Origin of the sequence: Blastopirellula marina DSM 3645, from assembly GCF_000153105.1 — a bacterium.
GTDB lineage: Bacteria > Planctomycetota > Planctomycetia > Pirellulales > Pirellulaceae > Blastopirellula > Blastopirellula marina.
This window is the reverse complement of record NZ_CH672376.1, coordinates 293718-318415: the sequence shown is the minus strand read 5'-3', so window position 1 is coordinate 318415 and position 24698 is coordinate 293718. Positions and strand designations below refer to the sequence as shown.

Below are 24698 nucleotides of genomic sequence, written 5' to 3'. Positions count from 1 at the left end.
TTTCTGCCTGCGGCGACGGCGGAGCGAAACTACTTTGCGGAAAGTCTCGATGCAAACACGAGTCCCCTCGCAGCGGCCTCTGCTGCTTTCGACCATGTTCGTTTTGGTCGTCGGCATGCTGGCGGTTCCGCTGCGCGCTCAAGACGACGCGCCGCGTCAAGCGGCGCGCGTCCGCGTTTCGTTGCCGATCGCCGGCTCGTCCGATGTCGCGATTCAACAAAGCATCGAGCGCGCCTTGCAGGCGCTCCCCACGATCGAGCCGCGGCCGGTGCTCATACTAGAAATGCGACCCGGACGCGGCGGTTCGGCCGATGCAAGCCAATTTGAGCGTTGTCTCGCTCTCGCTCGTTTTTTGACCTCGACCGAAATGAGTCGCGTTCGCACCGTCGCTTATTTGCCCGAGTCGGTCACCGGGCACGCGGTGCTGCTGCCGCTGGCCTGCGAACAAATCATCATGGCCCCCGACGCCCAGATCGGCGACGCCGGCATCCTCGAGAAGTCGATCTCGGCGACGATGCGGCAAGCGTATGCAGAGATCGCCGGTTTTCGGAACTCGCTGCCAGCGGCGATCGCCCTGGGGATGCTCGATCGACAAACGCAAGTCTTTCGCGTCAATGATCGGCAGTTCGTCACCGGTGAAAAATATGACGAAATGAAAAAAGCAGGCGAAGTCGCCAAGAGCGAGAAAATTGTCTCGGCCGGCGAACTTGCGATTTTCACCGGTCGCGATTTGCGTCTGAAGTATCAGCTCATCAGCCATCTGGCGGAGTCGCGACAGCAATTGGCCGAGCAATTGGCGGCGCCGGATGTCGAACTGCAACTCGACTATTCGTTGGAACGTGATTGGAAAGCGACGCAAGTCAAATTGAGCGGCGGCGTCACCAACAATCAAGTTCAACAACTGATGCGGCTGATTCAGAGCGAAGTTAGCGACAAGGTGAATCTGGTCCTAATCGAAATCGATTCGCCCGGCGGCGATCCGGTCGCGGTCGAATCGCTGATGAACTATTTGATGAAGCAGCCGGCCGAAGTCCGGACCGTGGCGCTAATCAAACAACAAGCCGCCGGCAACGCCGCGATTGTCGCTTTCGCTTGTGACGAAATTGTCGTCGCGACCGACTCCCTCGTCGGCGGCGCCGGAGCCTATCAATACAGCGAGCAAGGAACGACTGACGTTCGCAACTTTTTGATTCAAGTGGGCGAAAAGAAACAGCGGCGCTGGTCGGCCTGGGCGGCGATGTGCGATCCGCAGTTGGAGGTCGCCAACTATCGCCACAAGCAATCAGGGCTCACCGCGCTCTTCTGCGCCGAGGAGCTGCAGCAACAAATTGCCCCCGACCAGTGGGAGCAAACCGAAGTCATCACCATCGCCGGTCAACCGCTCGAGCTGACCGGCGGTCAAGCGTTTGATCTGCGCCTAGTCGATGCGATCGCCGCCGATGCGACCGACGTCGCGCGGCGCTATGGGGTGAGCGGCGAGATTTCGACCCCGGTCCGCACCTGGGCGCATCAACTGATCGACGCGCTGGCTCATCCCGGCTTGGCTTGGTTCTTTTTGTTTATCGGCATCTCGGCGCTCATCATGGAGATGCAAGCGCCGGGGATCGGCATCTTTGGCTTCATGTCGGCGATCTGCTTTGGCTTTTACTTTTGGAGTCAATTTCTTAGCGGCACCGCCGGTTGGCTGGAAGTGCTGCTGTTTGTCGGCGGCGTCGGCTTTGTCTTGGTCGAGATTTTCGTGTTGCCGGGCTTTGGCATTTTCGGGCTCGGCGGCGGCGCGATGATCCTGGGCTCGGTCGTCCTGGCCAGCCAAACCTTTATCTGGCCGCAGACCGACTATCAGCTCGACCAGGTTCCTTACTCGCTCGCGAACATCTTCATCGTGATCGCCGCGATGGGAGCCGCGATGATGTTCGCCAAGCATATCGTGCCATACGTCCCCTATTTGCGCGATACAATGTTACAACCTCCGGACGAAGAGTCGGCGGAAGAGCAAAATCGTCGCGAGATGATTGTCGACCTGACGCATCTGGTTGGACAAACCGGCGTGGCGCAGTCGCAATTGGTCCCCGGCGGCAAAGCGAAGTTTGGCCGCGAGCTGGTCAACGTGACATGCGAAACAGGTTTCGCGCCCCGTGGCGCCGAATTGATCGCCGTTTCGGCCCGTGGGAATTATCTCATCGTGCGGCCCAAGTGATCGCAGAGCGCATCCCGTAGGATATTTGCAGGAAAATAGAGATGTCGCCGATTTACTTTGCGCTGATCCTGATGGTGATCGCCCTGGGGCTGATTTTCCTCGAGTTCCTGCTTCCCTCAGCCGGCATCTTGGGCGTTCTCGCGTTCTTCACGATGCTCAGTTCGATCGGCTGGGCCTATTACTACTGCGGGCCCACCGTTGGCACGATCTTCTTAGGAGTCGCGGTGATCGCGATGCCGGTGGTCTTTGGGATGGCGGTCAAGTTTTGGCCCCACACCCCCATCGGCAAGCTGGTCCTGCTCAATACTCCTGCTCATACGAAGGAAGAAGAGGCCGAAAAAGAGCATTTGACCCGCCTGGTTGGCAAGCTGGGCGTCGCGACTTGCACGCTGCTGCCTGGCGGCTACGCCGATATTGAAGGGGAAAGCTGGAACGTCATCAGCGAGTCGGGCGCGATCGAATCGGGCGAGAAAATCGAAGTGGTCGAAGTCGATGGGACCCGAATCGTCGTCGTTCGAGCCGAGGACCAGTCGCCCGGCGCTGCGACCGCCGCCGACAACACAGCCGCCGACGATCCTTTCAGGCAACCGATTGACTCGCTGGGAATCGACTCGTTCGAGGATCCGTTCGCTTGACTTGCGCTACCCAACCAGATTAAACATGAGTGCGGAGATTCGCCCCGACACTAGAGAGTGAGAAGTTAATCACCATGTTAATCGCGGACTTTTTGGATAACTTTACTCCCTTGATCATCTTTGGGATGTTGGTTGTCGCGGTCGTTTTTCTGATCATTTTCGGCGTGATGGCCTTTTACTTTCGGCTTTGGATTCAATCAATCTGGACCGGGGCCGGCGTCGGCATCTGGGACTTGATCGGAATGTCGTTCCGTAAAGTGAATCCCAAGACGATCGTCCGCAGCAAAATCATGGCCGTGCAAGCCGGTCTGGGTGAAAGCACCGGCATCACCAGCAAAGCGCTGGAAGCCCACTTTCTAGCCGGCGGCAATGTTCCGCTAGTCATTCGCGCGTTGATCGCGGCGAACAAAGCGAAAACGATTCAATTGACCTTCCGCGAAGCGACCGCGATCGATCTCGCCGGGCGCGACGTGCTGGAAGCGGTTCAAACCAGCGTTTATCCGAAAGTGATCGACTGCCCGCCCCGCGGATCGGCGCGACCTTCGCTGGACGCGGTGGCCAAAGACGGCATTCAGTTGAAGGTAAAAGCTCGCGTCACCGTGCGGGCCAACCTGCAAAAGCTGATCGGCGGCGCCACCGAAGAAACGATCATCGGCCGCGTCGGCGAAGGTATCGTCAGCGCGATCGGCTCGGCCGAAACCCATTCGGTCGTGCTCGAGAATCCCGACATGATCTCCAAGACGGTGCTCGCGCGTCGCTTGGATCATAACACCGCGTTCGAGATCGTTTCGATCGACATCGCCGATATTGACGTCGGCGAGAACATTGGCGCACGCTTGAGCGCCGACCAGGCCGAAGCCGATACCCGCGTCGCTCGAGCTCGCGCCGAAGGAAAACGCGCCATGGCGGTCGCCGCCGAGCGTGAGAACATGGCCGAGATCGAAAACGCCAAAGCCGTCTTGGTCGAAGCCGAAGCGGAAGTCCCGCTAGCGATGGCCGAAGCGTTTCAGTCGGGCCGGCTCGGCATCATGGACTACTATTCGCTGCGTAACGTCCAGGCCGATACCGACATGCGAAAATCGATCGCGCTCTCCAGTTCCAATCCGACCAAGTAACGTCTGACGAGGTGGATGGAAATGTTGCAAATCCCAATCCTGCTTGGCATCGACCTCGACGTGATCATCAAGATCGCGATCGTGCTGTTGTTTGTCGTCGGACCGGCAATCCTAAAGATGTTCGGCGGCAGCACCACGCAAAGCGACAGCGGCCGGAATCGGGAGACTCCTCGCCCGCCGAGAACGCCGCAAAAGCCCCGTCCACAGCAAGGAGGAGGCAACGATCTCGAATCGGAAATCTCCGACTTCTTGCAGCGAGCCAATCGCGACCAACGGGGCGAAGCTCCACCCGCCTACGCTTCTGAGCATGAAATGGTCGAAGCGGAAATGGTCCAACCGCTGCCGACGCTCATGGCGCATGACCAACTTCCCAGCCATCTCGCCGATACGCCCAAAGAGGCGCTCCCCTCGCACGGCGAGGATTATACCGACGAAGTCGAAACGTATCTGCAAGCGGCGCGCGAACCAGCCCGCGAGCCGGAAGCGTTCGACTACGATCTCGGTGATATGGAAGAAGCGGAAGGCAAACGCCAATCGGCCACCGCCGCCGCCGAACTAGCCGCGATGTTCCGCAACCCCAGCGATATGCGGAAGGTGATTATTTTGAATGAGATTATGAACCGTCCGGTTCGTTGGTAGGCGGTCGATTTTCTGACGGCGCTTCTTTCTCGTCCTCTTTGTCGAGCGACACGATCACCCCGTCCGCTGTCACGCACTTGTCGTCTAAGCCAGGATGCGCAATCTCCTGCTCCGTAGCGAAACGTACTACGATCCAAACAAGCTGGGAAGCGTTTGGCGCAGCTGGGGATCGTCGAGATACGGCTGAATCTTCGCGGCGACTTGAGTTGGCGTTGATTGAAATTCGGAGGTCAGAATCGCCAGTGACTCGGCCAGCGCGACGCCGGTCGGATTCGGGCCGTTGGCATGCATCATCAAAACGCTTCCTTCCAGGACCAGGCCTCCCGTACTGCCGGCTTTAGCGTGATATTCGCTGACCGACGGCCGAGCTTCGACTCGTCGCAGTTGATACCACGGGATCCAGCCAAAGCGAGCCCGCAGCAGGCCAAACGCCGTCAGCATTCGCATCGGAAAGCTCTTGATGATCGCGACGCCCAGATTCACTTCGATCCCTTCGCGCCCCAGCCGCAGCAGCGGTCGCTTCCGAATTGCGTAGAGTCGCCAGAACCACGCCGCCATCAGACTGAACAGCAGCGTCAGAAATCCCACAGTAGTTGTGCTTGCCGATGGTTGGTCCTGCGGCAACAGAGCAACGCCTAGCACGTCGCTGATCCACAGCACCAGGACGCCGATCGCGGCCAGAGTGATAACCGTCGCGATGTATCCATGCAAAGCGGCCTTGCCGTCAAACGTGGTTACGCGGCTAGGATTGTCCGTCTGGAGATCGTTGGCAGGGAGCATCTTATTCATCGATCCCATAAAAAAACGCCGCTCAAGATTGGATCCTGGCGGCGCTTGCATGTCAAATTGTGTCGCGACTCTGACGTTACTTCACCGGCACAAAAGAGACCGCATCGGCAATCACAAAACCGTTGGCCCCGTCGTTGCTGATCGTGACCGTCGTTTCGCCGTCGAGCTCGAACTGTCCGACCGAAGTGAACGCTTTGTCATGCTCCGGCTTCTCGCGTTGGTTCAGCTCCGCCGTGTGCGACGCGCCGCCCGACTTGATCGCGACCGCCACATTGCTGGCCCGATTGGCGTTGGGCGAATAAGAGACGCGAACGTCATAACGGCCCGGCTTCAGTTTCGTGCTGAACGCGATCGTCGCTTTGGATTTCGTCTTGGCGTCACTAAAGCGATAGCCGCTGCCAACGTACGGCTGCACGACGCTGCTTTCGCCCCAGGATCCAACCGTCTTGGCGTCAACGTCGTCGATCACGGTTCCCGGCAGGTCTTTGGCACGCAAGACAACCGTCGATCGCTTCGGCTTGCGAGCCATCTCCAGCACTTGGCCGTCGGCCAACAAGCGTTCGCTCAGTTCGTCGTACTTCACGTCCTGCACCGCTTTGTCTCCTTCAATCGCTTGCACGGCGGCCGTCGCGGCCGATTGCCCCAGGATCATAAAGACCGGCTCCATGCGGATCGAACCATAGGCGATGTGCGACGAGGAAACGCAGACCGGCACCAACAAGTTTTCGCACTCGTCCCGCTTCGGCACGATCGAAAGATAGCTGATCGGGTAGGCGCCGCCGGGGCTGACCTGAATGTCTCCTTCGTTGCGGACGTTTCCTTCCGCGTCAACGTAACGCTGCGTGTTGTGCGAGTCCATGTTGTACGAGCCCAGCCCGATCGACTCCGGCGTCGGCTTCAGCGCTCTCAGGTACTGCTCCGACATGACAAAGTCGCTGACCATCCGCCGCGCTTCGCGAATGTAAAGCTGATGCGGCCAGTTGTGGTTGTCGACGAACTCATCTTTCGACAGCCCCCACTTCTTCATCCGCGTTTGAATATCGGCCGGCACGCTTGGGTCGTTCGTCAGGAAATAGAGTAGACCGATCTGATAATCTTCGTGCTCTTGAATGATCTCTTTGCGGCGTTCGTAGGTCGCTTCGGGATAATCATAGTTCATGCCGATGTTGTCGAACGAGAAACCGCCGTGATTGTTGACGTCGGTTTTGAAGTTGGGGGCCGGATCAAACTTGTTGAAGACCCCTTTCCAACCGCCGGCCAAGTAGCGCGCCAGCAGCGCGTAATCGTGCGGGTCGTAGCCTTCCGGTTTCGGGAAAGGAACCATGTTGTCTTCGGCAGTGGTCAAGCAAGTGCGGAAGCAGTAGGCCTGCAGCTTCTTGTCTCCTTCGCCATCTTTGCCCGGCGGATCGGCCGAGATCTTGGGGAGCAAACCGCTGCTGGGATCGCCCGGCGTGACGTAGGGATCGACCGGATAATCAAACTGATGCGAGCGTGCACGAGCCGTTTGCACGCCGTCCATCGTTTCGTCATAGACGCTGTTCGCTTCGCGTCCGACAAAGTACGAGACGCCGGCGGCCGCCATCAAATCCCCTTCGTAGGTCGTATCCATGAAGATCTTGCCGCGGTAGGTTTCGCCATCCAGGGTTTTGATCGAGACGATCTTGCCATCCTGTTTGACGACGCCATTTTCGCGATCGAGCCAGGCGTCGCGAACGACCGGAATTTTGTACTCGGCGACCAGGTCTTCAAAGATTTGTTCCGCGACATGCGGTTCGAAGACCCACATCGCATCTTCCTCTTTCTTGTAGCGACTATACTGCTCCGGCTTCTGCTGACGCCAAGCGGAAGGATCGTCGTAGTGTTTGCGGACGCGCTGATAGAACTCGCGCGAGATGCCGCCGATCGCGGCCTTGTCGCCGCTGTCGGTCCAGCCGAGTCCGCCGCTGGTGAGTCCGCCCAAGTGAACGTCCGGCGAGACGACAATCACCGACTTGCCCATTCGTTTGACCTGCACGGCCGCTGCGATCGCGGCCGACGTGCCGCCATAAATGACGACGTCATAACTCTTTTCGGCCGCCGTTAGTCGAGCGGTGAAGCAGGTCGCCAACAGCATGGCGCACAGTGCGATGGATCGAATCACGCGAAAGACTCCAGAAAGGTAGGGATTGGGGCGGGAAATTTCTATTTCGCTTATTGTAAATTGAATCGGAAGGCAAAGAAACAGCCGAGACGCCACAAAAAAAGCCGCCGGCATACCGCCGACGGCTTTCGATTGCTGCTATTTCAGCGAGTTGGTCCCCTACGGGAGACGTTTCACGCGGATGTCTTTGTAGTAAACCGTGCTGCCGGGATCATGCGCTTGCAGCGCGAAGGTTCCTTTGTCAAAGACGCGGGTAAAATCTTTGCCCGCTTCGGCGTCAGCCGGTTCGGTGTACTCATTGACCAGCTTGCCGTTGATCGACAGCTTCACCGTCTTGTCTTTGACTTCGATCGTGTAGTCAAAGTACTCGTCATCGCCGGCCGGAGCTTCGGCGACGTCTTTGACGGCGTACAGACTCGCGGTCTTACGCGGGTCCGAGTTGTAGCTGTTGTTCACCTGGCATTCGAAACCTTGCTTCGGCCAGTTTTCATCCTGGTACTTGGTGTGGATGTAGACGCCGCCGTTGCTGTTATTCTTGGTCATCACTTTGAGATTCAAAATGAAGTTCTTGAACGGCTTGTCGTCGCCGACATAGAACAAATGGCTACGGCTGCCTTTGGCGACGAACGCGCCATCTTTGATGCTCCAAGCTTTTTCGTTCTCGTTGATCTTCCAACCATCGAAGCTCTTGCCATCGGTCAGCGAGACCCAGCCCTTTTCGTCATCCGCAGCACGGACCGAAACAGCCGTCAGGGCCAACATCAACAGGCTCAGTGCAGTCAATCGCTTCATTCGCTTCTCCAATATGTAGTGAAGGTCCCGGGGGGGATATCTGGTAAAAAGGGTCGCTCCAGCTCGTCGAAAGAGTCAACAAGCGGACAATTCGAGGATAACAGCTGCAAAGTTCACTGTCTATTCGCCGAACTTCACGCATTCGCCCGATCAAAAGCGAGCAATATTAGCGCGTCGTCCGCGAATCTCAAGAGAGCCGCGAATTTTTCCCCTCACCGCGAGTCTACCGATGAATAACAAGTCGATTTTGCCCGCTATCTGGGAAGTACCCGACGTTTTTCGCCGCCGCTTGGGGGATCAAGCGGGACGACAGCGCGTCATGCAGGCAGACGGCCATCTGCTGATTGTTTTGCATCAGCCCCCAAAACCGGGCGAAAAAAGCCGGATCGGCCGCTACTTGTGGCGAGACGACAAAGGGGAATGGAACTCTAGCGACCTCGGTTCCGGCGACGGCGCGCTGGTTCGACATCTAGCGCAGTACGCCGCGGCCATCGACCGTCTCGAAAAACAGGAAGAGGCCGCCGAAGGAAGCGCCGCCTACTTTCAGGTGATTTCTGATCTTAGTCCCCTGCTCCGCGCCACGCGTAATTTGCAAGCGGTTCTGCAAAAGGCGCGTGAGATGGGCGACAACCACAAGGTGCTGATCAACGCGCGCGATCAAGCGTATGAGTTAGAACGCAAGGCCGAGCTGCTTTACAACGAAGCGAAGAACGAACTCGATTTCGCCATCGCCCAACAGACCGAACGTCAGGCCGAAGCGAGCCAGCGGATGTCGATCTCGGCGCATCGCTTGAACGTACTGGCCGCCTTCTTCTTTCCGATCGTGACGTTGGCGACGATCTTTGGCGCCGACCTGCATCACGGCTTTGAAGATTGGAACGCTCCTTGGCCCTTCCTTGCGATGACCGGCATGGGGTTGCTGCTAGGCTTGATTCTATGGGCGTTCGTCAGCTCGCCGATCGAATCCGCGAAGCGCGTCCTACGCGGACGCAGCGAAGCCCGACCGTCACGCGACCCAGGACGATAGCGGGCGGCAAGAAACAAACCAGGCTCTCGCACGTGTGCGAGAGCCTGGTTGTAGATGTTCCGCCAACTAATTCGACGTTGAATTGTTGATCGATTCCGGCAGGGAAACTACTTCCCTTTTAGGTCGAATACAAATTCATTGGGACCATCGCTCGTCACTTCTACGGTCAGACCGTTGTCCGTACGCGTATATTTTCGTGGAATCCGCGACTTCGACTCGTCAACGCTCATTTCCAAAAACTTGACGCGATGAGCTCCCAAAACGGCGCCTTTGGTAGAGCGATCGTACATCAGCTGAAACTTCCCCTCGAGATCGGTAGTTCCGCGCGACGCGCCTCCCTCTCCTTGAGGATAAAACACGACCGAAACTTCTGGCGCCGGTTGTCCATTCGCGATCAACACGCCAGAGACTTCTTTCAATTCTGGAAAGTTCTTGGACGGACTGCATCCGCCGCCGACCAGCGTTACCGACACCACGGCCAGAAGCAGAGTCGCGAAAGCAGTGAGTTGATTTCGTTTCATCGAAGCTTTCCTCATTATAAGTCGCCCTGAACTTCGCCATCGGCGATGCTCACAATCGTATTCAGTGCGTTGGCGTTGGACGTCTCACTGATGAAACGAACCGAACCGTCTCCCAGCAACCCGTTGCATCCGCCCGGGTGATGGCTCCCTGCGGTCCAAGCGTACGGAAGCGATTCCGTCGCCGAGTAGGGAGTATTGATTCCGTAGTCGATGTCAACGCCGGACGTGATGGACCACGCCGTCCAGAACGTCCCATAGTTGGCGTTTCGTTTTTCCATCGCCGTCTCGCAAAAGAACATCGCGTTGGTTAAGCCGTCAGTCACGTCGCGAAATTTAGCCGATCCGTTGATGCCCAATGCGCCTCGTAAACGAGAGTCATTGAGCGGTCCGCCCCAATACATCTTCTGGCAGTCGTTGGAATCGTGCCAATCGTACGAGACGAAGGTATAGCTGGTCCGGCGAGCCCCTTCCGCATGGTATTCCGTGCTCGAACCATGATAGGTGCCGGGAACGTCGAATGGATCGGAAGGGCACGCGAAAGCGCCAAACTGATTTGCCTGCAACGCCGCTTGATTCGAAGCGTAATCCGCAGCGATCGGAGCCTCTACGCCGGAATAATGGGCAGGCCCCATCGGCTTCCCAAAGTCGAGCTGATCATGCAGTGCGCTCTGCTCTAGAAAAGGCAAGATCAACAGCTGCACCGTGATGTTGCGAACATTTTTGCCGACCGTTTGCGGAAAACCCGCCGTCCCGAAATCAGCGCAGCCTGGATCGAGCAGAGCCGGCGGTAAAACCAGGTGCGTGCCGTGATAGTTATGCAACGCCAAACCGATCTGTTTCATATTGTTCGTGCACTGCATGCGACGAGCCGCTTCGCGGGCCTGCTGGACCGCCGGCAACAACAACGCAATCAGCACGCCGATGATGGCGATAACCACCAGCAATTCAACCAACGTGAATGCACGACGACTCCAATTTGATCTTCTCATTCGTTTCACTTTCGAAGGCAGGCATATCGAATGTCTACATCTAAGCACCGCCCAAGGTGATGACATAATACCCTGATAACTGCGACGACAAAAAACCGCCGCCAAGCAAATGTTTCTAACATAGAAACGATGGCTTCCCCCATGAAATCAAAGGAGCTTACTTGTATTCTTTGGAATTTAATAACGACGATTTGCTCCAGCCAATATTCCGAACAAAAAACGCCCGGATTTTGCACAGAACCTATCAGTGCGAAAGTTGCACAAAAAAAGCGTGATTCGGCCGGTTGGTGACATCGATCGTCTCCGCGATGAACAGCCCGAACCATCTCCCAAGATCGCTTGCACGCCGCCCGCAGCAGTGACATACAAGATTGGTTCAGTATCAGCGGTGACGCCAACCGCGCCAGATCAGCGCCGCCGCAATCACCGTCGTACCGACCAACCCTGCGACGCGCAGCCAGCCGCTTTTAAAGATGACCGTTCCGTTGAAGGCGATAAACAGAAAGAACCCGAGCACCGCCCCTTCGACCCAGGCTGGACGCCGACGATAGGAGTGCGGCAGCGCGGCCAGCCATACTGCGTCGGCGGTCCAGACCACCGCCATCAGATAGTTGACGTACAGCCCTTCTCCCACGGCGGCGCCCAACACTTCTTTGGTCTGGTTGGCGATGTCGGCGAAAGCGGCGGCTTGGCTGCCGTGGTGAAAGAAGTAGATCGCGGCGGCGATATGCGTCAGAAACAGCGCGCAGCCAAGCGGCCACAGCAGCCGATCGATCGCCTGCCAGCGCTGGTTATCGCTGGCCAACTGTCGACCGGCGCAGCAGAGGACCAGCACCGTCAAAGCGGCGCGAATGGACCAGCGTGTGAGTCCGTCTCCCAGGTCCATACTCGCGTTCAAAATCCCGTCGTCGGCCAAGTTCGTTCCAATCCGCGATAAGCCGTAGTTTTCCCGCATTCCCGGCTGTTGTAACATCACACTGAATACGCGCGATTGCGCTGCGCTTCGCCCCTGACAAATCATAACCGCTGGCAATCTTTTGCAAGGCCCCCAAACCGATGACCACGCCCGCCAAAGTGCCTGATAAAGTAAACGTCGCCCTCGTGCAAATGACCTGCTCGACCGTCAAGCAAGAGAACGTCGACAAAGCGGTCGCGCGGATCGCCGAAGCGGCCCAACTGGGCGCCAATATCGTCTGCCTGCAAGAGCTGTTCGCCGGGCAATATCCTTGCCAGGAAGAAGACCACCTGAAGTTTCAAGAGGCCGAGCCGATCCCGGGAGCGACGAGTCAGGCGATTCAAGCGGCCGCCGCCCAACATGGCGTCGTGGTCGTTGCGTCGCTGTTCGAGAAGCGAGCCGAAGGTCTTTATCACAACACGGCCGCCATCTTTGACGCCGACGGAACGCAGTTGGGGATCTATCGCAAGATGCACATTCCGGACGATCCCCACTACTACGAGAAGTTTTACTTCACGCCGGGCGATCTCGGCTTCCGCTCGTTCCAGACCAAGTACGGCCGCATCGGCGTCTGCATCTGCTGGGATCAATGGTTCCCCGAAGCGGCTCGCTTGACGGCGCTGACCGGCGCCCAGATGCTCTTCTATCCAACTGCGATTGGCTGGTTGGTTGACGAAAAAGAAGAGTATGGTCCGGCCCAAGTCTCGGCGTGGGAAACGATGATGCGCAGCCATTCGATCGCCAACGGCGTTTTCGTTTGCGCTCCCAATCGCGTCGGCCTGGAAGGAACGATTGAATTCTGGGGACACTCGTTCGTCAGCGATCCGAACGGCAACCTGTTGAAAGTCGGCTCCCACGATCAGGAAGAGATCTTGCTGGTCGAGTGCAACTTGGCGCAGATCGACTTTGCCCGCACGCATTGGCCCTTCCTGCGTGATCGCCGCGTCGACGCCTACAGCGGCCTCACCAAGCTCTATCTTGACGAAGGCGCCCACTAATGGCGAAGTTGGCAGGAAAGCCCCGCGAGCTTGGCTATCGCTGGCCCGCCGAATGGGAACCGCACGTCGGCACGCTCCTCTCCTGGGCGCACAATCGCGAAAGCTGGCCCGACAAATTTGAGCCGATCCCGTTCGTCTACCAGCGTCTGGTCGAGACGCTGTCGCAGTTCGAACCGGTCCACATCCAAGCCGCCGGCGATGCGCTGGCCGAAGCGACGCAGATGGTCGGTCATCTCCCCAACGTGACGCTGCACCCCATCGCGACCAATGACGCGTGGGCCCGCGATCATGGACCGATCTTCCTGCAATCGACCAACGACGATCAACCGCGGGCAGCGCTCGATTGGCGCTACAACGCGTGGGGCGGCAAGTATCCGCCGTGGGACGCCGATGACGCTTCGGCCCAACAGCTGCTCGCGGATCTCGACGTTCCCTACTTCGAGCCCGGCATTATCCTGGAAGGAGGCGCCGTCGAAGGGAACGGCGCCGGCGTGATCCTGACGACCGAAGAGTGCCTGCTCAACCCGAATCGCAATCCGACGCTCTCGCGCGACGACATGGAGCGATATCTGCGCGATTACCTGTGCGCCGAGAAAGTGTTGTGGCTGGGACGCGGCATCGTCGGCGACGATACCGACGGACACATTGATGAGTTGGCCCGCTTTGTGGCGCCCAATCGAATCGTCGCCGCCTACGAACCAAATACTGGGGACGAAAATCACGAGCCGCTGGCCGAGAACTTCGCGCGCCTCCAGGCAATGACCGATCCGCATGGCAAGCCCTTTGAAGTCATCAAGCTGCCGATGCCGCAACCCAAGCTGGTTGGCGAGCAACGGATTCCGGCTTGCTACTGCAACTTCTACATCGCCAACGGCGTGGTGATCGTACCGCAGTTTGACGACCCGGCCGACGCGGCGGCCGTCGAAGTATTGCGCCGCTGTTTTCCGGATCGTCAAATCGTCCCGTTGCCGGCGCTCGACCTGGTCTGGGGACTCGGCGCGTATCACTGCATCACGCAGCAGATCATGCGGTAAGAAAATGACGAAGACCCAAGGGAGAAACGTCTTGCCAAATCGTCAATGAGCGCAAATTCAAAATGTGCGTTGTGGGCAAGTGCTGGAGCGATCAACGGCATCCGACGGAAGCTTCCTTCTTCGAAGACCCCGTCCTGAACCAACGCCTCTTCTACTGCCAATATCTACTAGTGATCTGCTGTCTTTTTATGGGGGAGATCGCAGGCAATTCTCCATTGACCGCACCCCCACTCTGGCCTAAAGTGAAAGCCCAAATCATGTTTTATTGATTTTTTTCACGCCCTGAGGCGCGTTCGCCAATTCTTCTTCTTTAAAACGCCTCGGGCATTCTTCTCATTCGGAGTACGAATGCCATGTCCATGTTGACCCCATCCACTTCCAATTCTCCTCCCACTCGAAGTCGTTCATCTGGTTTTACGCTGGTCGAATTGCTGGTAGTCATCGCAATTATCGGCGTCTTAATCGCCCTGTTGTTGCCGGCAGTGCAGCAAGCCCGCGAAGCGGCGCGACGCATGGCGTGCAGCAACAACAAAAAGCAAATTGGCCTGGCGTTACACAACTATCACGACACTCACCTTCGGTTTCCGCCGGGAGCAATTAGCGGTCATGTTACGTGCACCGCCAGTGGCCAACCGCTGGGAGGAGGAACCGACGAATGCAATCAGGTTTTCGCCCCCTGGACCGTCCTCATTCTGGCGTTCATGGAAGAAGCGCCGCTGCACGACAAATTTGACTTCACCAAGATCTTCTCTCCCTACTCGGATACTTGCACTTCGGTGAACAAAACCTGGCAGTTTCAACCGCTGAAGAAGTTTCAATGTCCTTCCGATCCGCTGTCGGATAACGAAACTCCGACGCTCAACTACCTGGCTTGCCAGGGAGGAGGCGATCCGACCGTATTTGATTCAACGCTCAACGCCGCGTGCAGCGGCAGCAGCACTCCGACCCGCGCTTTCTACACCAACGGAATGTTCTACAACAACTCGAAGACGCGCTTTGCCGATGTTACCGACGGCATGACGAACACCATCATGGTGGGCGAAGGACAGTATCACTTTCTGCTCGGCGCTCACACGACGGCCACCACGCGCCAAAGCAGTTGGGCCTCTGGCGAACTGCCCAACTCGCCTTACGCGTCGCCGATCACGCTGTGCGCCGCGGGCAACTCGATCAACAGCGCACCACAAATCGCCTCCTCCATTCAGTTGGCCGAAGCGTCGAGCATCTTCGGCAGTCGTCACCCCGGCGGTTGCCATTTCACGTTGGGTGACGCGTCGGTCCACTTCTTTAGCGAGAACATGGATCTGGCCGTCTATCGCGCGCTGGGTCGACGCGGCGACGGACTTCCGACAGGAGGTTGGAACTAATGGATCGAACAACACGCGAAAACTGGATTGGCGTCGTCACAATTTTGACGGTCGCATGCGTTGGCTGCGGAGTTGCCGAAAATGGACCGCAACGTCACCAGATTCGGGGAAACGTCACCTACGACGGGCGCCCCCTTCCCGCCGGCAAGATCTCATTTGCGCCGGACACCGAACAAGGCAACTCCGGTCCCGGCGGTTACGCCGACATCGTCGACGGACGTTACGATACGTCCCAGGACGGCAAAGGAGTCGTCCCCGGTCCGCATCGGGTTCGAATCGAAGGCTACGATGGCGAACCATCCGCCCGAAATGATTTTCATCGGTACGGCAACATGGTCTTCCGCGTTCACCGCGAATCGATCGAGATTCCAGCGAACGCATCCGAGCACGATTTCGCCGTCCCCAACCCGCCCAACGAAGATGAGTGATCGACGCTCCGGGCCGAGCGTGATGCTCTTGCGGCGACTTCGCAGCTTGAGCGTCACGCTAGAAGGTAAAGTAGAGACAAGCTGCTACGGCACGCTCTTATCAAGCACGAGCGGCTGCGGATCTTTGACCTTGCCGGCTTCGCGCCTGCCTGTTCCTACTTGTCGTACATCCCCAATCTCCCGGCGTATCTGCTGAGCCAGATCGGTGAGATGGGCGACCACGTCGGGGTGCTCGGCCGAGACTTCTTGGTCTTCGTGGACATCGTTGCGAACGTCGTATAGCGCTACATTGCCCTCTTTGCTCGCTGCCGGCGGCAGACGCAGCCCCGTCTTGGGATCGAGCGGCAGGTAAAGCTTCCAGCGTCCGGCGCGAATCGCCTGAAGTTGATCCATGTAGTAGAAGGCGAATCCCTTGTCATCCCAAGGCGACGCCGTATCACTCTCCCCCAGCAAGATGCGGCTGATCTCGTGACCGTCGATTTCCGTTTTCGACATCGTCGCGCCGGCCAGTTTGCCGAACGTCGGCAGTAGGTCCATCGTTGTGCAAAGCGCATCGTTGATCTGACCCGCGGAAATCTTGCCAGGCCAGCGCATTACGCACGGCATTCGCATCGCGCCTTCGCTGGTGTTGTACCCGTCCCCTTGATACGGCAGATTGCTCCCTTGCGGCGGGTTGCGGTGCGGCGCTCCGTTGTCACTGGTCCAGATGACCAGCGTCTGCTCGTCGAGATCGAGTCGCTTGAGCGTCTCCATCACCTGGCCGGTGCTCCAGTCCAGTTCTTCAACGCTGTCTCCGTAAGGACCGTTTTTCGATTTCCCCTGAAACGCGGGGCTCGAGAAAGGACGCTTCGTCGAGCCAGGCATCGTGTGCGGAATGTAAACAAAGAAGGGTCGCTCTTGGTTCTGCTCGATAAATGCAATCGCTTCTTCGGTACAGCGTTTCACGAGCAAGTCGCGATCGACTGGCGCTTCGATCACTTGTTCGTCGCGCATCAGCGGCAGTTCAGGCCACAATTGAGGACGCAGGTCCTTGGTCATGTCATCGCTATAGGGAATACCAAAGAAGGTGTCAAAACCTTGCTGAGTCGGGAGAAACTCAGGCTGATCTCCCAAATGCCATTTGCCAAAGATGCCGGTTGCGTAGCCGACCGAATGCAAGACTTCGGCCATGGTCGTTTCTTTCGGATTCAGCCCCTTGGTGTCGAGCGGTCGCAGCACCGCGACTCCTTCGCCGCTCTTGTGCATGTCGACTCGCAGCGGATAACAACCGGTCATCAGCGCCGCGCGACTCGGCGTACAAACGCCGCTCGCGACATAAAAGCTGGTGAACTTGGCGCCTTCCGCCGCCAAGCGGTCAATGTGCGGCGTCCGGTGCAACGTCGAACCATAGCAGCCGATGTCGCCGGTCCCCAGGTTGTCGACAAAGAAGAGGACGATGTTGGGGGGCTTCGCGTCGGCGCTTTGCGCCGCATCACAGAAACAAGCGAACGCTCCGGCGACCAGCAGCGCCGGAAAAACGATGTTCCTTGAGCGAGAACCAAGCGTAGGTTGCGAGATCATGAGCAGTCGACAGGCAAAAGTCTAGCGAAATCATGGGACTTGTGATGTCTCATGATATCGCCGAACCGCTGGCCAACGCAAAACATTTCTGCACGAACCTGCAACAAAGCCGCAACCGACCCGCTTGCTGGTCGATCACCGGCGGGCGATTCCTACCGTATCATTCCCGAGGTTTCGCCGTGCCTGGCCGCGTTCCGCGCCCCCTTCCCACAGGTTGGGGAAGAGACGTTGCTAGCTTCCCAGAAAACTATGTTCCGGCGTGTCGAGCACGACCGCTTTTAAATCGTCATGCAGCAATTGCAGAAAGGTCTTCAGGTCGATCGCAACCCAAACCGAGCGTCCGTCGGCGTCGTCGTACTTGCCGTCGACAATTTCGCCTGGCGGCAGGATCAGCACGTCTTGCTCTTGCTTGCGCATCACAAACAAGCGTCCGCTCCCATCGCTGCCGATCAACTGCACGGGGCCTTCGTTGGGTCCGCCGACCAGTTCGGTCGGGTCCCCTTCGCGTACGTCGGCGATGCGATCAATCGGCGAAACATAGTAGCCGACATGGACATCGGGCCAACTGACGCCGTCGCAATACGAATAGAATTCGGCCAGTCGCGTCCCATCTTGCAGCCCCACCCGGTCGATGTGCTTTTGCACCTCTTCGGTCGGCTGCGGATCGGGAAGGACGTTTTCGCCCAGGGGGGTTCCAAAGTCAATTTCTTGCAGCTCGGCTAAAAGTCGTTTGACCGCAGAGCCCCATGATTGAATGTTCATGGCTAGTAGAAAAATCGTCCTTCTAAGGGTTCGTTAAAAATTACAGCGTGTCTTGTCCGACCGGCGGTTGCAAGATCGTTTTCAGGTAATCGAGGTACTTGGGGTCCTCGTCTTCAAATATATCGGCGCCAGCGGCCATGTACGCCATCGTAAACTCGTTGCCGGCCCGGGACTTATCGCCCAGCTCAAACTGAGCTTGCCCCATCCGCAAATGGAGAAGCGGGTTCCCCAGCCCGTCAGGGCACATCGCCGCGCGCGTTAGCACCGCGGCCGCTTCGGCGTACTGCTGGCGGGCAAAATGAACGTCGGCCTTCGCCGCTAGCAGCCAGAGCGCCGCTTCCCATTGAGTTTTCGGTTCCGGCAGCAACTCCCAGGCAGCGTCAAATTTCTCGTTCGCCGCGTCCAGATCGCCGGCGTCAAACAACACGTTCCCCGCTTGGCTCTGCTCGGTGACTTGTTCGTAGAGAGCGTCGTCCAGTTCAGACATGTCGAAGTCGGGCCGTCGGTTAAACGTCAGAAGGGGGTTTGATTTCGCTGGCAATTGTAACACGTAACCGCCCACTTTGCCCACGTCGCCGCAGCGGAAATCCCCCTCCAACGAGCGATTCAATTCCGTATGGTAATCAAAACGTCCGTCACGCGTCCCTCGATGACCAACGCATAGCCGCCGTACTCGGCCAGACTCCGCCAAGCGGCCTGGGGCGAACAGAACGTCCAGCACTCGTGCGCGTCGCTCGCTCTGGCGATAAATTCATCGAGCGCCGCGAGAAAGTCTTCCGAAGCGTCAGGCGACTCAAATTCTTCGCGCAAATGGGCCAACTCGACGCGATGCCCCAAACACTCGGCGACGCGCTCATAAAACTTTTCCCGCCGTCGCTCTTCCGGCCCAGGAGGCGCTTTGCCAAACAGAATCGTCGACGGCGTACCGATCAACGCGAGGATCTCATCATCCGTGAGTTTCGAATCGCTCATCATCCACGCCCTACAAAAGCAGGCGACCTATTTGACTCGTGACAAGCAGCTTTATGGTATCCACCTAGAGAAACATTATTTTAGCGATCGCCAAGTGGAAATGCGAATTTGGTGAGGGCTTGCGGCGGTGAGTTCCAAGCGGCGGCTACAGCGACCTAATCCTCAACCGGCGCCACATCAACCGAAAGCAGTTCGCGATTCCCCAGGGCCAGCTTTGCTTGCTGTTCTTCCAGCTCTCGAGCTCTCACCAGCGCGGAGGAAATTATGCCGGTGGGCACTGCGACGATTCCTAGTCCGACCAACAACAAAGCGGCGGTAAAAATTCGCCCGCCGACGGTAATCGGATAGACGTCGCCGTAGCCAACAGTCGTCAATGTCACGAGCGACCACCAGAGACAATGAAAGACCGAGCCAAATGCTTCCGGTTGCGCGTCACATTCACAATAGTAAATGCCAACAGCGCCCAAATAGAGCAGGATCGCCGCTGCCGAAAGAAAGAGCAATATTTCTTCTCTAGCAATCAATACTGCGTAGTGAAAGCGTTGTATCGCTTTGTTATAGCGAGCCAGTTTTAATATCCGGACAAGTCGTAACAAGCGAACGACACGAATCGACCGTAGATCGACTCCCAGGGAAAGAAAGAAAGGAAGGATCGCCAGCAGATCTACAATTCCAAAAAAACTGAACACGAACTTCCAGCGATGGGGTGCGACCCAAAGGCGGGCAAGGTACTCCACAGAAAAAATGACGACCGATACGACCTCAAAAAAGTAAAGCGCTCGCACCATTCCAGGTGAAAGATCGGGCAGCGTTTCGATCGAAAAAGCGATGAGCGACAGCACGATCAGAACCTGAATCCCTAGGACCAGCGCTCGGAGCGAATTCGATAAAGAAGAAGGCTTCACGTCATGATCCTTGTAAGACAGGCCTTCCCGCTTTCCGCTTTTCCTACTTCACCCCGCTCGTCTTCGTCTTCACACGACACAAGTACATATCCGCAGTGAGATACAAATAACCATCGTCGCCAAAGGTGCAGTTGGCCGTCTTTTCGCCGGTGCTTAGCAGACCAAGCTGCTTGCCTTCCGGCGTAAAGATGTAGACGCCGCCGGGGCTGGTCGCCCAGATGTTGCCGGCTGCGTCAATCGCCATTCCGTCCGGCAGGCCCGGCTTTTCGCCAACCAGGTTGGTCGCGTCAAAGAAGATCTTCCCTTCACCCACGCTGCCATCGGCGTTGACCGGATACTGCGTGATGGTCGCCGCCGCCGGATCGCTTTGGGCGACGTACAACGTTTTTTCATCCGGCGACAGCGCGATGCCGTTGGGGCGCGTCTGCTTGCTGGTGACCAGCTCGACCTGGCCATCTTTTTTCAAGCGATAGACGCCGCACCATTCTTGCTCACGCGTCGGATCGTCAAAGTTTTTCGGCAGTCCATACGGCGGATCGGTAAAGTAGATGTCGCCGCTGCTGTGGATCGTCAGATCGTTCGGGCTGTTGAAACGCTTCCCATCATACTTGTCGGCCAAGACCACTCGCTTGCCGTCGACAAACTTGACCAGGTTGCGATCGCCGTGGCAGCACGCGATCAGATTACCGTCGGCGTCCAGCATCAGACCGTTCGTGCCAGGCTCTTTGCCGGTAAACGGCGTCTTGCCGGTATAGCCGCTCGGCTCCATGAAGATGCTCGCGCCTTCCCCCGCTTTCCACTTCATCATCCGATTGGGAGGAATATCGCTAAACAGCAGATACTCGCCTTGCGGAACCCAGACCGGCCCTTCGCTCCAATCAAAGCCGTCGGCCAAGACCTCGATCACCGCGTCGGCCGGTATCAACTGGTCGATCGCCGGATCAAGCCGTTCAATCTTGCCGATCGACTTGGGCGTTTCCGCCGCTGCCGGCGAAAGAATTGGGGCTAGCATTCCTAGCAGGGCAACAGCAAAACGTGTGATCGACATGGGGCGAATCCAGAGGGGGGCGATAAGGAAATGAGTGGGCGATTTGCGTGTTTATCGTAGCTAAAGCGAAAGCGCGACGCAAATATCGCCGCCCGCTGCATAGCGCGCAAAGAGAAACTCTCCTCCCCTACGCAGCGTTGATGTTACGCAAAATCTCACAAAACCTAGGTTTTTGTTGACCCGGCCCTCTCCATTGGGTAAATTCGGTTTCGCTCTCCTCCGGAGAGTCTCGCCTTCCGCTCGCCGCACCATTCCTACCTTAGGTGATTCGACATGGCGCACCGTCGACTCGCACTCGTGCTGTTGGCGGCCTGCTTCGCCGGGCCGCAACTAACGCAAGCTGCTGATGTGTTGGACGTTTCCAAATTGCCGGGCATCTTGCTCGACGATTCGGCGGCACATAAGGAAGGTCCTTGGCACGACTCGACCCATACCGCTCCCTATGTCGGCGCCGGCTATCTCCATAGCGGCACGTCGAAGATGGCGGACAGCAACGCGCCAAAGTCGTTGACCTTCGCCACCGTCGTGCCGGAAGCCGGTGAGTACGAAGTTTTTCTGGCGTACAACGGCGGCTCGAATCGGGCCCAGCAAGCGCCGATCATCATCCAGCACCAAAACGGCGAATCGCGCCAACGTTTAAATCAACGCCCCGGTCCTCAGGGCCCGGCGTCGTTCCAATCGCTCGGCAAGTTTCACTTTCCGGCCGACGAAAAAGCGGTCGTCAAAATCACCAACGACGACCCTCACGGCATCATCATCGCCGACGCCGTCTTGCTAGTCGCGATCAAGGATCTGCCGAAGCTGAAAAAGTTTGAAGCGAAGACGGTCGACCCCGGCGACAAAAAAGCACAGCAGCAAGCCGAAGAACTCGCAACCGCGCCGCCGTTTGAACGTATCGAAACTACTGGGCTGCAGACGCTCACCCCGCGTGAGCTGGACGAGCTGATCGAATCGGTCGCGGCGGTCGACAATCCGACTCCGCTGGTCGATGACGAATCGTTCCTGCGCCGCGTCACCTTAGACGCGATCGGGCGCGTTCCGACCGAGCAAGAATGGAAAACATTTCTGGAAGATCCTGCGTCCAACAAACGCGCCAAGCTGATCGATCGGCTGTTGGCGTCTGAAGAGTATGGCGCCAACTGGGCGAATTACTGGAGCGACGTCTTTAGCTATCGCACTCCGTCGCCCGAGCTCACCTTTCTCTCGTACGACACGCCGAAACATTGGCTCGCCGAGCAACTCAACAACGGCGTCGGCTGGGATCAGGTCAGCTATCAAATGCTGACTGGCGTCGGCAAAGTCGCTGACAACCCGGCCGCGTTTTATGTCGGCTATCACCAGGCCGACGTCTCGCGCCTGGCCGGCGAGTCGACCCGCATCTTCCTGGGCGCCCAAATTCAATGCGCCGAGTGTCACGATCATCCGTTCGTTGACATTCCGCAAGAGCGATTCCATCAGATGGCCGCCTTCTTTGTTCGCACCAAAGCCGAATTGCCCTGGAACGACAGCACGCAGATTGTCGTCAAGAGCAAGCCCAAAGGCGAACACAAGATGCCGGAAACGAAGCAGATCATGTTGCCGGCCGTCTTTGATGGAGAGCCGCTCGCGCAAGATACGCCCGACCTAGAGCGCCGCGCTCAATTGGCCAAGTGGGTCGTTTCGCCCGAGAATAAGCTGTTCGCCAAAGCGTACGTCAATCGGATGTGGGATCGTCTGATGGATCGCCCTTTCTGCGATCCGGTCGATGAGATCACCGACCTGGCCGGTTACCCCACGCTGCCGGAAGTGCACAATGCGGTCGCCGAGCATTTTGTCGCTAACCGGTACGATTCCAAAGCGCTGTTGCGGTTGATCCTTAACAGCCAGGCCTATCAACGCCAACTGCCCAAGACCGATGAGCATCACGGTCCGCTGGAAGCTTCCTCGCCCGAGAAGCTGCGCAGCGACGAGATCTTCGCTTCGCTCGCCGCGGCGATTGATCTGCCGAACCTCAAGGGAGAGCAAAAGAAGCCGACCGGCGACGAACGCTTTCCGCCTCCTCCCAAAAGCACGCAAGATCTAGTCCGCGACGCGTTTGGTTATGACCCGTCGCTCGGCGATCAGTTTCGCCCGCAAACGATGCAGCAAGCGATGTTCATGATGAACAATCGCCAACTGCAAGCGCAAATCGCCGCCGATGAAGGCGCACGAACCAAACTAGCGAAGATCTTGGCCGACAACCCAGATGACGCGGTGGCGATTGAAAAACTGTTTGTCAACGTGCTGGGACGTCGCCCGAGCGACAAAGACGTGCAGATTTCTCGCGACTACTTGAAGCAAGTCGACGATCGCCGCGCGGCGTTCGAAGATTTGCTTTGGAGCCTGATTAACTCGGCCGAGTTCACCACTCGCCGCTAAGTGAGAGCTTGCTCATGATTCAGCCGTTTTGGAATTTGCGCGCCGGCCGAGACGGCGTCTCGCATCGCCGTGGTTTCTTAAAGCAACTTTGCGCCGGCGCCGCAGGCACAGCGGTCGCGCTCTCGTGGCGCGACATGATGATCGCCCAGGCCGACGAACTGCGCAAGCGCGGCAAGTCGATGATCTTGCTATGGATGGACGGCGGCCCGAGCCAGTTTGAAACGTTCAATCCCAAGATCGGCTCGAAGAACCAAGGTCCCTCCACCGACATCGCGACCAACTTGCCCGGCGTGCGGATCTCGGAATATATGCCGGAGACCGCCAAGGTGATGGACAAGATCGCGCTGATTCGGTCGATGCATAGCAGCGAGCGGGATCACTTTCGCGCGATCAAACTAGTGCGCACCGGCTATCCGATCAACCCGTCGATCGCCTATCCCACGTGGGGATCGGTCGTCGCGCGTGATCGCTGGGACCCTGGCTACGCATTGCCGGCGTTCGTCCGCATTGGCGCACCGCGGATCAAAACCCGCGATGTCGACGCCGGCGTGTTGGGACCGCGTTATGACTCATTCAAAATCGACGCCGCCGGCGAGCTGCCGGCCGACGTGTTGCCGACAGTGGACTCGGCCCGACTACAGCGCCGCTTGGCGTTGTCCTCACAATTTGACCAACAGTTCGCCTCCACAGGCGGCGCCAATCGCGTCCATGAAAAACAAGAGATCTACCAGCGAACCAGCCGCTTTGTGCTGAGTCCTAAGCTCGACGTTTTCCGTCTCGACAACGAGCCTGCCAAGCTGCGCGATCAGTACACCCGCAGCAACTTCGGCCAAGGCTGCTTGCTGGCGCGTCGCCTGGTCGAACATGGCGCTAGTTTCATCGAGGTCTTCAGCACCGGCACGAGCGGCGACCAAGGTTGGGACACGCACAAGAACGGCTGGAAAGAAAACCCCCTGCTCGCCAGCGAAGTCGATCAGGCCTATGCGACCTTGCTGCGTGATCTCGAACAGCGGGGCATGCTGGAAGACACGCTGGTCGTCTGGATGGGCGAGTTTGGTCGAACTCCGAAGTTCAAACCCGACGGCGGCCGCGAGCATTATTCGGACGGTTGGATCACCTGTCTCTCTGGCGGCGGCGTCAAAACCGGCCAGGTGATCGGCGCAACCGACAAAGACGGCGTCCACGTCAGCGATCGCCCGGTCGGCGTACAAGACCTGTTCGTCACCTTCTGCCAGATCCTGGGACTCGACCCGCACGAAGAATACGTCACCGACCAAGACCAACCGCTGGCGCTGGTCAAAGGTGGCGAGCTGATTTCGGAGCTGTTCTAACAGCGACGCCGCTTTGCCGCTCGATCCGCTCTTCGTAACCCAAAACGCAAGCTTTGAAGTTGCGTCTTTTCGAACCAAGCGAACACTAGCCAGAGGC

The 24698-nt window shown here is 57.9% G+C and carries 23 protein-coding genes; 11 read left to right on the top strand and 12 right to left on the bottom strand.

The genetic code is table 11. The features are described from left to right. Nucleotides 1–49 precede the first annotated feature (49 nt). From DSM3645_RS02965 to DSM3645_RS02950, 4 genes are all read left to right on the top strand, one after another. A complete protein-coding gene (locus DSM3645_RS02965) occupies nt 50–2197 on the top strand; it encodes an NfeD family protein (protein ID WP_040351565.1) in 2148 nt (715 codons plus the stop codon). A gap of 41 nt (nt 2198–2238) precedes the next feature. Continuing rightward, a complete protein-coding gene (locus tag DSM3645_RS02960; protein WP_002650532.1) occupies nt 2239–2832 on the top strand; it encodes an NfeD family protein in 594 nt (197 codons plus the stop codon). Between the two features lie 74 nt (nt 2833–2906). Beyond that, nucleotides 2907–3947, top strand: coding sequence for a flotillin-like protein FloA (floA, locus tag DSM3645_RS02955; protein ID WP_002650531.1), 1041 nt, complete (start codon nt 2907–2909; stop codon nt 3945–3947). Between the two features lie 21 nt (nt 3948–3968). Then, nucleotides 3969–4586 (top strand): hypothetical protein, encoded by a 618-nt coding sequence (locus tag DSM3645_RS02950; protein ID WP_131282161.1) that lies wholly within the window; start codon nt 3969–3971, stop codon nt 4584–4586. Between the two features lie 126 nt (nt 4587–4712). On the opposite strand, the gene DSM3645_RS02945 is transcribed toward DSM3645_RS02950, so the two are convergent. The 3 genes from DSM3645_RS02945 to DSM3645_RS02935 form a co-directional block, all read right to left on the bottom strand. After that, complete coding sequence (locus tag DSM3645_RS02945) at nt 4713–5375, bottom strand: hypothetical protein (RefSeq protein ID WP_131282158.1); 663 nt, start codon at nt 5373–5375, stop codon at nt 4713–4715. A 76-nt stretch (nt 5376–5451) separates the two neighbouring features. Beyond that, nucleotides 5452–7515 carry an FAD-dependent oxidoreductase gene (locus DSM3645_RS02940; protein WP_237564744.1) on the bottom strand — a complete coding sequence of 688 codons (2064 nt, stop codon included), beginning with the start codon at nt 7513–7515 and terminating at the stop codon, nt 5452–5454. A gap of 159 nt (nt 7516–7674) precedes the next feature. Beyond that, complete coding sequence (locus DSM3645_RS02935; protein WP_002650526.1) at nt 7675–8307, bottom strand: 3-keto-disaccharide hydrolase; 633 nt, start codon at nt 8305–8307, stop codon at nt 7675–7677. A 229-nt stretch (nt 8308–8536) separates the two neighbouring features. Between DSM3645_RS02935 and DSM3645_RS02930 the strand changes: the two genes are divergently transcribed. Next, nucleotides 8537–9334 (top strand): hypothetical protein, encoded by a 798-nt coding sequence (locus DSM3645_RS02930; protein ID WP_050769288.1) that lies wholly within the window; start codon nt 8537–8539, stop codon nt 9332–9334. 107 nt (nt 9335–9441) lie between these two features. Here the strand turns inward: DSM3645_RS02930 and DSM3645_RS02925 are convergent, their stop codons facing one another. The 3 genes from DSM3645_RS02925 to DSM3645_RS02915 all read right to left on the bottom strand — a co-directional run bounded on the left by DSM3645_RS02925 (nt 9442) and on the right by DSM3645_RS02915 (nt 11817). Next, on the bottom strand, nt 9442–9855 hold the full coding sequence (locus DSM3645_RS02925) for a hypothetical protein (protein WP_040351564.1): 414 nt from the start codon (nt 9853–9855) through the stop codon (nt 9442–9444). 14 nt (nt 9856–9869) lie between these two features. Beyond that, complete coding sequence (locus DSM3645_RS02920; protein ID WP_040351563.1) at nt 9870–10844, bottom strand: DUF1559 domain-containing protein; 975 nt, start codon at nt 10842–10844, stop codon at nt 9870–9872. A 382-nt stretch (nt 10845–11226) separates the two neighbouring features. Next, complete coding sequence (locus DSM3645_RS02915; RefSeq protein WP_002650523.1) at nt 11227–11817, bottom strand: hypothetical protein; 591 nt, start codon at nt 11815–11817, stop codon at nt 11227–11229. Nucleotides 11818–11900: 83 nt separating this feature from the next. On the opposite strand from DSM3645_RS02915, the gene DSM3645_RS02910 reads away from it, so the two are divergent. From DSM3645_RS02910 to DSM3645_RS27590, 4 genes are all read left to right on the top strand, one after another. After that, complete coding sequence (locus tag DSM3645_RS02910; protein WP_002650522.1) at nt 11901–12797, top strand: carbon-nitrogen hydrolase; 897 nt, start codon at nt 11901–11903, stop codon at nt 12795–12797. Beyond that, nucleotides 12797–13831, top strand: coding sequence for an agmatine deiminase family protein (locus tag DSM3645_RS02905; RefSeq protein WP_002650521.1), 1035 nt, complete (start codon nt 12797–12799; stop codon nt 13829–13831). Before DSM3645_RS02910 ends, DSM3645_RS02905 begins: the two co-directional genes overlap by 1 nt. 353 nt (nt 13832–14184) lie before the next feature. After that, the gene (locus DSM3645_RS02900; protein WP_237564743.1) at nt 14185–15198 is read left to right on the top strand and encodes a DUF1559 domain-containing protein; all 1014 of its coding nucleotides are present in this window, start codon (nt 14185–14187) and stop codon (nt 15196–15198) included. Beyond that, entirely contained in the window at nt 15198–15626 is a 429-nt protein-coding gene (locus tag DSM3645_RS27590; protein WP_002650519.1) for a hypothetical protein, read from the top strand. The genes DSM3645_RS02900 and DSM3645_RS27590 overlap by 1 nt, the downstream gene beginning before the upstream one ends. Nucleotides 15627–15710: 84 nt before the next feature. Here the strand turns inward: DSM3645_RS27590 and DSM3645_RS02890 are convergent, their stop codons facing one another. The 6 genes from DSM3645_RS02890 to DSM3645_RS02865 all read right to left on the bottom strand — a co-directional run bounded on the left by DSM3645_RS02890 (nt 15711) and on the right by DSM3645_RS02865 (nt 20873). After that, complete coding sequence (locus tag DSM3645_RS02890; protein ID WP_002650518.1) at nt 15711–17186, bottom strand: sulfatase family protein; 1476 nt, start codon at nt 17184–17186, stop codon at nt 15711–15713. Nucleotides 17187–17417: 231 nt separating this feature from the next. Continuing rightward, entirely contained in the window at nt 17418–17948 is a 531-nt protein-coding gene (locus DSM3645_RS02885; RefSeq protein ID WP_002650517.1) for a hypothetical protein, read from the bottom strand. Between the two features lie 40 nt (nt 17949–17988). Further along, a complete protein-coding gene (locus tag DSM3645_RS02880; protein WP_040352037.1) occupies nt 17989–18435 on the bottom strand; it encodes a tetratricopeptide repeat protein in 447 nt (148 codons plus the stop codon). 119 nt (nt 18436–18554) lie between these two features. Beyond that, nucleotides 18555–18920: a hypothetical protein gene (locus DSM3645_RS02875; RefSeq protein WP_002650515.1), complete on the bottom strand. Its 366-nt coding sequence runs from the start codon at nt 18918–18920 to the stop codon at nt 18555–18557. A gap of 155 nt (nt 18921–19075) precedes the next feature. Beyond that, nucleotides 19076–19825 carry an ion transporter gene (locus DSM3645_RS02870; RefSeq protein ID WP_050769286.1) on the bottom strand — a complete coding sequence of 250 codons (750 nt, stop codon included), beginning with the start codon at nt 19823–19825 and terminating at the stop codon, nt 19076–19078. Between the two features lie 43 nt (nt 19826–19868). Continuing rightward, nucleotides 19869–20873 carry an SMP-30/gluconolactonase/LRE family protein gene (locus DSM3645_RS02865; protein ID WP_202594918.1) on the bottom strand — a complete coding sequence of 335 codons (1005 nt, stop codon included), beginning with the start codon at nt 20871–20873 and terminating at the stop codon, nt 19869–19871. A 273-nt stretch (nt 20874–21146) separates the two neighbouring features. On the opposite strand from DSM3645_RS02865, the gene DSM3645_RS02860 reads away from it, so the two are divergent. Both DSM3645_RS02860 and DSM3645_RS02855 read left to right on the top strand, forming a co-directional pair. Continuing rightward, complete coding sequence (locus DSM3645_RS02860; RefSeq protein WP_002650512.1) at nt 21147–23270, top strand: DUF1549 domain-containing protein; 2124 nt, start codon at nt 21147–21149, stop codon at nt 23268–23270. Nucleotides 23271–23284: 14 nt separating this feature from the next. Further along, nucleotides 23285–24601 (top strand): DUF1501 domain-containing protein, encoded by a 1317-nt coding sequence (locus DSM3645_RS02855; RefSeq protein WP_002650511.1) that lies wholly within the window; start codon nt 23285–23287, stop codon nt 24599–24601. The last annotated feature ends 97 nt before the right edge of the window (nt 24602–24698 follow it).

Excerpts from the sequence above, each read along its gene's own strand:
- DSM3645_RS02965 (WP_040351565.1), top strand. The coding sequence starts at position 50 with ATGCAAACACGAGTCCCCTCGCAGCGGCCTCTGCTGCTTTCGACCATG.
- DSM3645_RS02960 (WP_002650532.1), top strand. The coding sequence starts at position 2,239 with ATGTCGCCGATTTACTTTGCGCTGATCCTGATGGTGATCGCCCTGGGG.
- floA (WP_002650531.1), top strand. The coding sequence starts at position 2,907 with ATGTTAATCGCGGACTTTTTGGATAACTTTACTCCCTTGATCATCTTT.
- DSM3645_RS02950 (WP_131282161.1), top strand. The coding sequence starts at position 3,969 with ATGTTGCAAATCCCAATCCTGCTTGGCATCGACCTCGACGTGATCATC.
- DSM3645_RS02945 (WP_131282158.1), bottom strand. The coding sequence starts at position 5,375 with ATGAATAAGATGCTCCCTGCCAACGATCTCCAGACGGACAATCCTAGC.
- DSM3645_RS02935 (WP_002650526.1), bottom strand. The coding sequence starts at position 8,307 with ATGAAGCGATTGACTGCACTGAGCCTGTTGATGTTGGCCCTGACGGCT.
- DSM3645_RS02930 (WP_050769288.1), top strand. The coding sequence starts at position 8,537 with ATGAATAACAAGTCGATTTTGCCCGCTATCTGGGAAGTACCCGACGTT.
- DSM3645_RS02925 (WP_040351564.1), bottom strand. The coding sequence starts at position 9,855 with ATGAAACGAAATCAACTCACTGCTTTCGCGACTCTGCTTCTGGCCGTG.
- DSM3645_RS02920 (WP_040351563.1), bottom strand. The coding sequence starts at position 10,844 with ATGAGAAGATCAAATTGGAGTCGTCGTGCATTCACGTTGGTTGAATTG.
- DSM3645_RS02915 (WP_002650523.1), bottom strand. The coding sequence starts at position 11,817 with ATGTTACAACAGCCGGGAATGCGGGAAAACTACGGCTTATCGCGGATT.
- DSM3645_RS02910 (WP_002650522.1), top strand. The coding sequence starts at position 11,901 with ATGACCACGCCCGCCAAAGTGCCTGATAAAGTAAACGTCGCCCTCGTG.
- DSM3645_RS02905 (WP_002650521.1), top strand. The coding sequence starts at position 12,797 with ATGGCGAAGTTGGCAGGAAAGCCCCGCGAGCTTGGCTATCGCTGGCCC.
- DSM3645_RS02900 (WP_237564743.1), top strand. The coding sequence starts at position 14,185 with ATGTCCATGTTGACCCCATCCACTTCCAATTCTCCTCCCACTCGAAGT.
- DSM3645_RS27590 (WP_002650519.1), top strand. The coding sequence starts at position 15,198 with ATGGATCGAACAACACGCGAAAACTGGATTGGCGTCGTCACAATTTTG.
- DSM3645_RS02890 (WP_002650518.1), bottom strand. The coding sequence starts at position 17,186 with ATGATCTCGCAACCTACGCTTGGTTCTCGCTCAAGGAACATCGTTTTT.
- DSM3645_RS02885 (WP_002650517.1), bottom strand. The coding sequence starts at position 17,948 with ATGAACATTCAATCATGGGGCTCTGCGGTCAAACGACTTTTAGCCGAG.
- DSM3645_RS02880 (WP_040352037.1), bottom strand. The coding sequence starts at position 18,435 with ATGTCTGAACTGGACGACGCTCTCTACGAACAAGTCACCGAGCAGAGC.
- DSM3645_RS02875 (WP_002650515.1), bottom strand. The coding sequence starts at position 18,920 with ATGAGCGATTCGAAACTCACGGATGATGAGATCCTCGCGTTGATCGGT.
- DSM3645_RS02865 (WP_202594918.1), bottom strand. The coding sequence starts at position 20,873 with ATGTCGATCACACGTTTTGCTGTTGCCCTGCTAGGAATGCTAGCCCCA.
- DSM3645_RS02860 (WP_002650512.1), top strand. The coding sequence starts at position 21,147 with ATGGCGCACCGTCGACTCGCACTCGTGCTGTTGGCGGCCTGCTTCGCC.
- DSM3645_RS02855 (WP_002650511.1), top strand. The coding sequence starts at position 23,285 with ATGATTCAGCCGTTTTGGAATTTGCGCGCCGGCCGAGACGGCGTCTCG.